The 9,774-nt window shown below is 48.6% G+C and carries 6 protein-coding genes, 1 pseudogene and 1 CRISPR repeat array (1 of these 8 running past the window's edge); of the genes and pseudogenes, 3 read left to right on the top strand and 4 right to left on the bottom strand.

Going from position 1 to position 9,774, the window contains the following annotated elements; all coding sequences use genetic code 11:
- A CRISPR array of direct repeats spans positions 1 to 233; the repeat unit is 36 nt; unit sequence GTCATAGTTCCCCTGAGATTATCGCTGTGGTATAAT; it reaches 1,164 nt to the left of the window's first position.
- Between the two features lie 100 nt (positions 234 to 333).
- Genes cas2 through cas9 form a run of 3 tightly spaced genes read right to left on the bottom strand, consistent with a single transcriptional unit; the run spans position 334 to position 4,739 of the window.
- Positions 334 to 642 (bottom strand): CRISPR-associated endonuclease Cas2, encoded by a 309-nt coding sequence (gene cas2, locus T260_RS136670; protein WP_023633352.1) that lies wholly within the window; start codon positions 640 to 642, stop codon positions 334 to 336.
- A gap of 4 nt (positions 643 to 646) precedes the next feature.
- A complete protein-coding gene (cas1, locus tag T260_RS136675) occupies positions 647 to 1,546 on the bottom strand; it encodes a type II CRISPR-associated endonuclease Cas1 (protein ID WP_031212129.1) in 900 nt (299 codons plus the stop codon).
- Entirely contained in the window at positions 1,476 to 4,739 is a 3,264-nt protein-coding gene (gene cas9, locus T260_RS136680) for a type II CRISPR RNA-guided endonuclease Cas9 (RefSeq protein ID WP_023633350.1), read from the bottom strand. The genes cas1 and cas9 overlap by 71 nt, the downstream gene beginning before the upstream one ends.
- A 589-nt stretch (positions 4,740 to 5,328) precedes the next feature.
- Between cas9 and T260_RS1000000140920 the strand changes: the two are divergent.
- The 3 genes and pseudogenes from T260_RS1000000140920 to T260_RS136690 form a co-directional block, all read left to right on the top strand.
- Positions 5,329 to 5,775 (top strand): annotated as a pseudogene (locus T260_RS1000000140920) (IS3 family transposase); the annotation flags it as partial.
- A 90-nt stretch (positions 5,776 to 5,865) separates the two neighbouring features.
- On the top strand, positions 5,866 to 6,612 hold the full coding sequence (gene cas6 / locus T260_RS136685; protein ID WP_023633346.1) for a CRISPR-associated endoribonuclease Cas6: 747 nt from the start codon (positions 5,866 to 5,868) through the stop codon (positions 6,610 to 6,612).
- Positions 6,613 to 7,271: 659 nt separating this feature from the next.
- Positions 7,272 to 8,327, top strand: coding sequence for a DmpA family aminopeptidase (locus T260_RS136690; protein ID WP_023633345.1), 1,056 nt, complete (start codon positions 7,272 to 7,274; stop codon positions 8,325 to 8,327).
- A gap of 82 nt (positions 8,328 to 8,409) precedes the next feature.
- On the opposite strand, the gene T260_RS136695 is transcribed toward T260_RS136690, so the two are convergent.
- Positions 8,410 to 9,642 carry an MFS transporter gene (locus tag T260_RS136695; protein ID WP_014194810.1) on the bottom strand — a complete coding sequence of 411 codons (1,233 nt, stop codon included), beginning with the start codon at positions 9,640 to 9,642 and terminating at the stop codon, positions 8,410 to 8,412.
- Between the last annotated feature and the right edge of the window lie 132 nt (positions 9,643 to 9,774).

Raw genomic sequence — 9,774 nt, 5'->3', positions numbered from 1 at the left:
GTCATAGTTCCCCTGAGATTATCGCTGTGGTATAATAAAAATCGCGTATGAACTCGCGAAATTAATGTCATAGTTCCCCTGAGATTATCGCTGTGGTATAATAGACGTAGCGCTCCCTTACGCTGCTGGCGGTCATAGTTCCCCTGAGATTATCGCTGTGGTATAATAAGTCCGCAGCGGGCAAAAAACAGCGTCGGGTCATAGTTCCCCTGAGATTATCGCTGTGGTATAATACGTATCCAAAAAAGCCTGCTATCTCAAGGATCGCAGGCTTTTTTGCTTTCAAAAAATGCAAATATGCTTATGCAAAAAAGGGGACCATTTCCGTTTTTTTTAAAAAAGTGTAAGTTGGGTGGATGTGATTTTCTTTTCTTGTGCTGTCGGTTCCCCAAGAAGCAGCTGCATTTTTGCGTACTGCTTTTCCGTTACGACCATCGCCCGAATCGATCCTCGAGGAGGTAAGTTGCGTTTTAATCTTGCCAAGTGTTTGTCCGTTGCTTCATGTCCGTGGCAGACGCGGCTGTAGACCGAAAACTGCAACATATCGTACCCTTCGTTTAGCAGGAATGTGCGAAATCGCCGGTATTCGCGCTTCTCCCGGTTGGTCACGACGGGAAGATCGAAAAAGACGAGCAACCGCATAAACTTACTCATACACGTGCAGTTGTAACGGGAGAAGTTCCGGCAATTTCAACAACGAAGGGTCTTGGCTTCGGCTTGCAGTGACGAAGCTTTTTGTCATTTCTTCCACCGCGTTCACGACGGTCAGTTTTTCTCCATTCACTAGTATGTCCATGTTGGCTAAATTATATAAGTCTGCCCGAATGGACGGAGAAAATTCATCGTCCGGTTGAATGTGTTGGGCCACGTATAGGTCAACGAGCGGACGCAATACTTCCATAAAGTCGTCGGCGAGATTAAATTTGTTCAACTCGTTATCATGGTAAATTCCTAAGCATGGGAAAAAACCATACCCAACGAGAGAGCGGGCGACGAGTCCCCGCATAATGGCGTATCCGTAATTTAAAGAAGCGTTCACCACTGAGTCGCTTCGTCGGGTAAATTCACTGCCAAATAAATACTGGAAGTACTTTTTGGCTCCATACGCTTCACGGTTATTGCTGTCTCCAGAGTCGACGGTTTTGCTGATGCGGTATAGCTCGTCGGCTCCTTCTTTGTTCAGGAACTCCAAACACTTTCCTTGATTGATGAGTTTTTGGATCACGACCCGCTGCCAAATTCGCTTTTTAAAAGGCTTGGAGTAGGCGTACTGCATGTGCAGCACGCCCACTTGACGAGAATGTTTTTGGAACGGCTGCAGAACCCCATTGGGGAGCCGTTTTTGGTCACAGGTGAATAATGCAATGTTATGTTCGGCCATTTTGCTTAAAGCGACTGCTGTAACGCTGACAGCTTGCTCCTCGATGATAATGGAACAAATATCCTCCAACGGGATAGAAACTTTTTCTTCCTGTTCAATCACGAGTTGATTGTAACGGACGGATAGTTTCCCCGGTTTTCGAATGAGCAGATGACGCCAACCCAACTCTCTTTTCCCCTCTCACTTTGTAGATGTTGCCGAGCACATCTACTTGATATTTCTCGAATCGTTTGAGGGTTCTTGAACCGACGCCACGGAGCGAGAAACTGTTGTCATGGCTGATCAACTCTAATCCCCCGTTGGCTGAGTCAATCGTTTTGTAGTAGACAAACATATCTTTAATGTTGATCTCTTCGCCTGCGGCTGTTTTCACTGTTTTTTCCCGAGGAAGCTCAATGCGAATGAGATCATTCGGGTACAAGCTGAATCGGAACGTATAGTCTTCCGTCATTTCCTTCCACTCAGAGTACGGTTTGTTCGGCTCGATGGCTTTGTTTGGCAAAACACCTTTCATGATGTCCATTGTATAGACGGGAACACAATAGTATTTCCCATCTTTTTCAAATACGTCAATTCGAACGATGTTGCTGTTGTAGGCGACGGTTTTGCCGTCATTGAGCGGGATGACTTGGTTTTTTGTGTCGATGATTTTCACTGTCCGAATGATAGGCCCTGGTTCCCCGTTCTTTTTCGGTTTGTACAGAGGTTCCTGGAATGCTTTTTTCGGATCATTGTTATGCTCAAGCAACCGCTGGCGGATCGCTTCGTATGTCCTTGGGTCACTTTCTTTGCCGTACATAGGAAAATGTCCGCTTGCATCCAGCTTGATTTCGGACAGTTTCGTTTTGACAACAGTTTGGATTTTCCCGCTCCGTTCATCGATGCCAATATAACGTCGCAATGTCTCTTGATGAGCCGCCCCTGTGACGCTCCGCTTCGGCATGCGGGATACAAAAACCGGCTGCAACGATTCGAGTTTCTGATCATCATAATTTCCAAGATTGAGAGCTTTTATACTCTCTTTCGGATGTTTTGATAAACGCGCCCGCAGTTCATCGGCGAAGTGCGGCCAAGGTTGCGGAAACTGCGGTTCGGTCTTTTTGGCCAGTTCTTTGTTTTGCTCGCGCCGTTGGTAAAAGGCGGTGACTTTGGCGATATCGCTTGGCGTTGTGCAGGCGACGATGGCGGCATCTACTGCATGATGCAAATCGGATTCTTCACGGTTTTTGTTGAAATCCCAGCGGCTGCGCAAATGGGAGGTAACACGGCCGTTGACCGTATATACTTTTTGCTTGTCGTCACTTTCGGCGAACTTCAGATGTTCACGAATAAAGTTGGCGAAAAAGCGTGAAATATACCGAGTGTCATTTAAATTTCGGCTTTTAAATTCCATTTCTTCATTTTCATCGTAATGAAGCCGGAGCAGTCGATCCCGTTTCTTTTTGGAAAACTGCTTGTTTGTTAACACAAACGTTTCAAACTGCTGCCAGCGTTCAGTTCCGACACCTAAATACTCGGCAGGAATGCGGTTGCCTTTTTCGCGGTTTTCTTTTGTCAATACCAACACTTTATTTGTATAACTGTCGTCCAAACTGCGGCTGTACGGGATTACGTGATCCACTTCTACATAACCCGGTTCAAGCAGCCGCTCGATTTCGATCGGTTGAAGCGAGTAGGCGCATCTCCCGTTTTGTTCGCTCCACAGTTTGAATTTGACAATGTCAAGACCGGTTGGATTTAGCGTCAGCCCGTATTCCATGAGCTGGCGGATGGCGGTTTCGTTTCTCTTCCGGTTTTCATCTTGTTCTCTTTTTGTTTTGCGCCGTTCGTCAAACGTTTGTGATAAATCGCGAGCTAGCTCGATATGAATGGATACCGGCGAACCATACTTTTTGATAATGGCATTCACCACTTTTCGCGCCTGTGTCAATGCGCGCATGACAACCGGATTGACGATCGGCGGAATAGTCGGAAGCAGCACCGTTTTTTGTTTTTTCTTTGGCCCTGTAAATGTATATCCAGCCTTCTCGCAAGCAGAAGAGTAGACCTCACCTTGTTCCATATACGGGAGAATGTTGCGGAGCGCCTTTAGCGACAAATGGCCGAATTTTGTAAATGACAAGTTCAACAGTTCTTCAATCAGTTCGTTGTCATATACCTTGTTCGCCAAATTTGCTATCCGTTTCCCGTTTTGTTCATATTCGTTTCGCAAGTAGCTGCGAATATCGGCATCATCTTTAAACAACGTCAAGGCATAACCGAATGTATCGAAATCGATGGGAAGAAACGAACTTGATTTTCCTTTTCCATACACTTTATCGATGGCTTTCCGAATTTGATGATAGGCGTCGAGTTCGAGGAATCGGATGTTTTCGTTTTGCTTTAGCGATTCGCCCCAATCGTACACAATGCCTTTAAAGTAGGTATCATCAGGCAAATGGAGCAACGTCCGTATATCATGGTAGGTGATTTTGTTTTTTTGGAATGCCTGTTCATACAAAAGGCGTCGTTCCTCATCGGTGAGCCCCCGTGTGCCTGATGGGGAGATGAGCCGCAATTTATTGATGTGCTCCCAAGCGATGAATGACTGGAATGTGTATGTTGCTTTTGGCGCCCGTTTTTCTTTTGGTTCAAATGTACAAAAGCCCACCTTTTTCTCGATATCATCTTTGGAAGCGACAGGACGTTGCGAAGCCCAAATGGCGATATATTCATTTTCAAACTCTTCTGTACAACTCATGTTTCCAAACTCGCGCTGTTTGGAGAAAATGAGTCGAATCTCGCGTTCTAAGTCATCGCGGGCGATCGTATTTGTATAATTTTCTCCTTTATTGCGTTTATGGAGCGCAAACTTTGGATCTTTCACAATCATTTCGCCGACGGTCCGATAGCCTGAGAGAATGGCCCGGTTTTCTTCGATATGTTTGAGCATCGTGCTGTTTTCTTTGTTGCTGCGCTCGCTTTGGCGGTTGGATTTGAAGCCGCGCCGCTTGGCTAGATGAAGGAGGACACGGACTAATTCATCGTTATTTAGTTTTCGATCCAATGCTTCAACGCGCAGCTGCCAGACGTCGATTTCGTGTTTCTCCTCGAATAGCTTGTCCAGTTCTTCTTTCGTTAAGACTCCTTCACGGATGAGCAGACGGCGAATGCGTTCAAGACGATGCTTGCGGCGGCGCAGCCGACGCCGGGCCGAGCGGGCGAGGCGTCGAGGGAGAGCTAGTGATTCTCCCGTTTGCGGGTTTTCCGCTCTGTCAAAGATGCGGACGCCTAAATCTTCGATGCGAGGAATATCCAGATTAATGACTGCCCAGCCGACCGAGGTAATGCCGATATCAAGGCCGATTTTGTATCTCACTTCGATTCCCTCCCATTAATAGAGCTATGTAGTAAAAAAGACCTTAGCGTTTTCCGCCAAGGTCTGAGTTTGCGCAAGGATGGGGAATGCCCGCTAAAAGCGGGCGACAGGCGATCCCCAACGCCGCGGGTCAGTCTGCCTTAGGCAGAAAGCCCTTATCATAGTAACCCTGAGATCATTGCTGTGGTATGATCCTATTATTATAATAATGGGGAAATTCGGGAAATGCAAGTGCTTTTTTCCACGTATTCCTTAAAATCGGTGCATTTGAGTAAAATCATGTTTGAAGGAAAAAGTGAAACGTACCCGTGGTGCTAGACTAAAAAGTGAACACGGAGAATCGAGAGTGTGAAAATAAAATCAAATGGATTCGAGGTGTCTAAAATGGGTAAATCGTACGACAAGGAATTCAAATTACAAACCATTCGAATGATTCTGGAAGAAGGCAAGCCGGTGGCACAGGTCGCCGGGAACTGGGAATCAACGACAATACCTTGTACCGCTGGGTGGCAGGGTACAAGCAGAGCGGACAGTAAGCTTTTCCAGGCAGTGGAAAACTGAAGTCCGATGACCAAGTGATCCGCAACATGAAGGCTGGCTATATTTGGCGAGCATTATGGATCTATGTACGCGTAAAATCGTCGGTTTCCATATGGACGAGTGGATGACGAAGGAACTGGTCATCCAAGCGCTGGATCAAGCCTACCACCTCCAACGACCGCGCGGTGAAGTGCTGCATCATTCCGATCGCGGCAGCCGATATGCGTCGCGTGAATACTAGGCGCGTTTGAGAAAATACGGGATGACCAGCAGTATGAGCCGCAAGGGCAATTGCTACGAGAATGCCTGTATCGAATCTTTTCATAGCGTGTTGAAGAAGGAACTGATTTACCTGGAAAAATTCCAGACGCGTGAACAGGCGAAAAAGCACATTTTTGAATATATCACTTGTTTCTACAACGGGAAACGGATTCACTCTGCGATTGAGTACTTGACGCCCAATCAATACGAACGTATGTATCGTATTTCTGCGTAATTCTCTCGATTTTTTGTGTCCATTCTGTTGACAAAGGTCCAATTCATTCTATAAGTCAAATGGTATACAATAAGGAAGGCAGGAAAAAACATGAGATTGACAGTGACCATGAGCGGACGGCAAGGGACGGTTTCCTTGCCGCTGCATTATCAGCATTTGTTGCAAGGATTATTGTACCGTTCGTTAGAAAATGAACAATTAGCCGCGTTTTTGCATGACAGGGGATTTCGCCACGAGAAACGTTCATTTAAACTGTTTACCTTTAGCCGTTTATTTGGAACGCATCAAGTGGATCGAGAAAGGAAAACAATTCATTTTTTGGGGGATTTCCAATGGCATATCGATACCGCTCTTCCAGAGCTGACTCAACAACTTGGGCAGAGATTCTTGGTGCAAAGGGAGATTGAGCTTTACGGACAGTTGATTGAAGTGAAAAGTGTCAAAATGGAGAGCGTTGACATACGGGGGCATGAAATTGACGTTGTCATGCTTTCTCCACTGACCGTATACAGCACATATGAGACGATGGATGGGAGAAAGAAAACGCAATTTTTTGATCCTGATGATGAGGTATTCCCCCACTTGATTGAATTGAATTTCTGTCACAAATATGTAGCGTACTATGGTGTTCCGCCAGCGGAACGATTATCGATTCAACCGATTTATGTTCATCGGCGTCATCGTGTGGTCACACTATTCAAGGACATGTATATTACAGGCTGGATGGGACATTATCGTCTTTGTTCTTCGCCAGAACAGTTGACATTTTTGTACCACGTCGGTCTTGGCAGTCGAAATTCACAAGGGTTTGGAATGTTTCGCCTCGCAAGTGGATAAACTAGCCGCAAGATTGTCGTCGACCTCCAATCGTGCAAAAACCCCGGGGGATCGACGACAATAATTTTTGGCGGTTCAGACTTACAGCCACCGAGGTTGAAGGGTATTGACAGAATTTTTGGAACGTGGTACTCTGAAAACAGTGTTAGATCGAAATGCTTGATACAACAAGCATTTTTGGGTTTTTATCGTACCTACGAGGGATTGAAATGAGCTTTGATATAAATGCTGTCTCCTTGTCCAACGTGTTTTTATCGTACCTACGAGGGATTGAAATTCGTCTGAATTTGCCGACAGGGATGGGAAAAACATTGTTTTTATCGTACCTACGAGGGATTGAAATTCAAAGGGACAAAAGATCGGTCATATTGTGTTTTTATCGTACCTATAAGGGATTGAAACTTTGAAATAAAAGAATCATTCGAACCCGATGAGCAGGTACAAGACTGGTTGGGTTGCAGCCAAACCAAAGAAATGATGATGTCGATTCAACAAAGATATGGAAAAAATATTTGGAGATTTATCATCTCGCGCCGAGGAGACCCCCACTTCCACGCGTGGGCGTAGGTGGGAGAGCGTTCAATGTCCGAGCTTTTGGTTCGTTTGGAGTTGTTTCCATCAGTTGGCTTCACATCATTCGGAAGTAAATGGAGGTTGCAATGCGCTCTAAACTTCGCGATCTTGGTTTTTCCATCGGCACGCTTCCGACAGGGGAGCGCAATCAAGTCACCGATGTGCCTGGGGTGCGGGTCGGTCATGTGACGATTCGGGAAGATATGAATGAGCGGACAGTGATCCGCACTGGGGTGACGGCGGTGTTGCCGCATGGGGGCAACTGGTTTTTGGAGAAGGTGCCCGCGGCTTGTTTTGTTTTGAACGGTTTTGGGAAAACGGTCGGGTTGGTGCAGGTCGAGGAACTTGGGTTGATCGAGTCGCCGATTATGCTGACCAATACGTTCAGTGTCGGCGCTGTCTGGCAAGGGACGCTTGAGTATATGCTTGCGATGACGCCGGAGATCGGAGATACGACCGGGTCGGCCAACATTGTCGTCGGGGAATGCAATGACAGCTATTTGAATACGGCGCGGGCGCTTTCGGTGACGAAGGAGCATGCGAAACAGGCGATTGCCGAGGCGCGCGTCGATATGGAAGAAGGGGCGGTCGGCGCGGGGACGGGTATGATGTGCTTCGGCTGGAAAGGGGGCATTGGCAGCTCGTCGCGGATCGCGGGCGGGATGTATACGGTCGGAGCGCTTGTCGTGAGCAATTTCGGGCGGCGTGAAGAGCTGCGGTTTGTGCCGTATGTGCCGCCGTCGTTTGATGAACGGGATGTGCCGGCTGGTTCGATTATGATGATCGTCGCGACCGATGCGCCGCTTGATGCGCGGCAGTTGAAGCGGCTGGCGAAGCGGGCGGCGGTGGGGCTGGCGCGGACGGGAAGCCATGTCCATCACGGGAGCGGTGATATTGTCATCGCGTTTTCCAACGCCTATACGATTGCTCATTTTTCCGATTCTGTTCTTCAATCAGTCCCTCCGCTTGTCCGCGATGATGCGCCGCTCATGAACGAGTTGTTTCAGGCGGCTGTTGAGGCGACAGAGGAAGCGATTTGGAATTCATTGACGATGGCGGAAACGACGACTGGGCGGAACGGGCGCATCGGGGAAGCGATTCCGTATTCGTTGCTTCGATGGATCAAATGGACGGAGAAATGAAACGATGAGAGGAAACGGCCCGAAAGGAATGGTTCTTCGGGCCGTTTCGTTTTTTCTGCCGCGCCTCTTGCCGCTGTGGTTGTCAGTACCGACTATGGAGACGATGCGTCCAAGCGGCGATCTTCTCTTTCATTTCCTCGCGCCATGCACGGTCATGCGTCGCATACCCGACCAATGCGCCGGTGGCGATCAACAAGAGACCAGATAAGACGAAAATGGAGGAAATGGAAAAGAACCCTGCGATCGCGCCTGCGGCGGTCGGGCCAGTCAAGTTGCCGAGGAAGCGGCTGCTTGCCGTGACGCCGAACACCCGCCCTTGAATGCGGCGCGGGCTTTGCGCGTTGATGAGCGCTTGAATAGACGGCCATACGCCGCCAACAACAAGCCCTTGCAAGAAGCGCCACACGTACAGCTCATAAATGTTGTCCGTCCATACTTGCGGCAAGGCGAACAAGCCGGACAGCACAAGCAGTATCGGTAATGTTTTCTCCTGCCCGATCCGGTCGCCGAGTTTCCCTAAGTACGGTGCGCCGATGATCGTCGCGATGCCGGTGATCGACGAGGCGAGGCCGGATAGAAAGGCGAGATTGCTAGAATGGCCGATGAGCGATTGGACAAAAATCGTCATCATCGAGTTGACGCCAAGAACCGCGATTTGCACGAGAAACGTGGCGATAAATAAGACGATGAGCGGCCGGTGTCTGAATACTTCTTTGAAGCTGGCCTTGTTTTCTTTTGTCTGCGGCACGACGGGATCTTTTTCGAGCCAAAAAATGACCGGCAAGAGCGTCAGTAAAATGCAAAGCCCGGTCACGAGAAACACCGGGCGGAAGCCGAACAGGTCGGATAAGGCGCCGCCGATGAGCGGCCCGATGATGTTGCCGGCGATGCTTCCCGTCTGCAGCGTCCCGAGCGCCTCGCCGCTATGGTCTCTCGGCACAACGCGGGCCAAGTATGAAAACGAGACAGTGATAAATCCAGAGAAAAAGCCGACAAGAAATCGGAGAGCAAGCAGCGCCATCGGTGAGGCGGCGAACGCCATGCATCCGGTGATCAAGCCCATGCCGATCCCCGCGCGGATGAGGTTGGCGCGCTGGCCGTACTTATCGGCGAATACCCCCCAAATCGGCGCCATGACAGCGGCTGATAGGAACGTGACGGAAAACACAAGTCCCGTCCAGATGCTCAAGGCGTGGTGCTCAGTGACGCCCATTTGCCATAAAAAGAGCGACAAAAAGGGAATGACCATCGTCATCCCGGCAGAAACCATGAAATTGCACAGCCAAAGAACGCGGACGCTTCGCTTCCAGTTCATAGGAGGTCATCTCCTGTATTATTTCGTTTCTCTAATGATTTTACCACGATGGAAAAACAAAGGAAACGATTTTGCTTCCGAACGGGGGAAAGCGAGAGTCAGGCCGTGCGACGGTGGGGAGCGGTGCCATTT

The organism is Geobacillus thermopakistaniensis, assembly GCF_000498995.1.
In the GTDB taxonomy this organism is placed as follows: domain Bacteria; phylum Bacillota; class Bacilli; order Bacillales; family Anoxybacillaceae; genus Geobacillus; species Geobacillus thermoleovorans.
Note: the sequence above shows the minus strand (reverse complement) of the source record. Positions and strands in the feature narration are given on the sequence as shown.

Coding starts and splice junctions, on each gene's coding strand:
- cas2 (WP_023633352.1), bottom strand. CDS start 642: ATGCGGTTGCTCGTCTTTTTCGATCTTCCCGTCGTGACCAACCGGGAG.
- cas6 (WP_023633346.1), top strand. CDS start 5,866: ATGAGATTGACAGTGACCATGAGCGGACGGCAAGGGACGGTTTCCTTG.
- T260_RS136690 (WP_023633345.1), top strand. CDS start 7,272: ATGCGCTCTAAACTTCGCGATCTTGGTTTTTCCATCGGCACGCTTCCG.
- T260_RS136695 (WP_014194810.1), bottom strand. CDS start 9,642: ATGAACTGGAAGCGAAGCGTCCGCGTTCTTTGGCTGTGCAATTTCATG.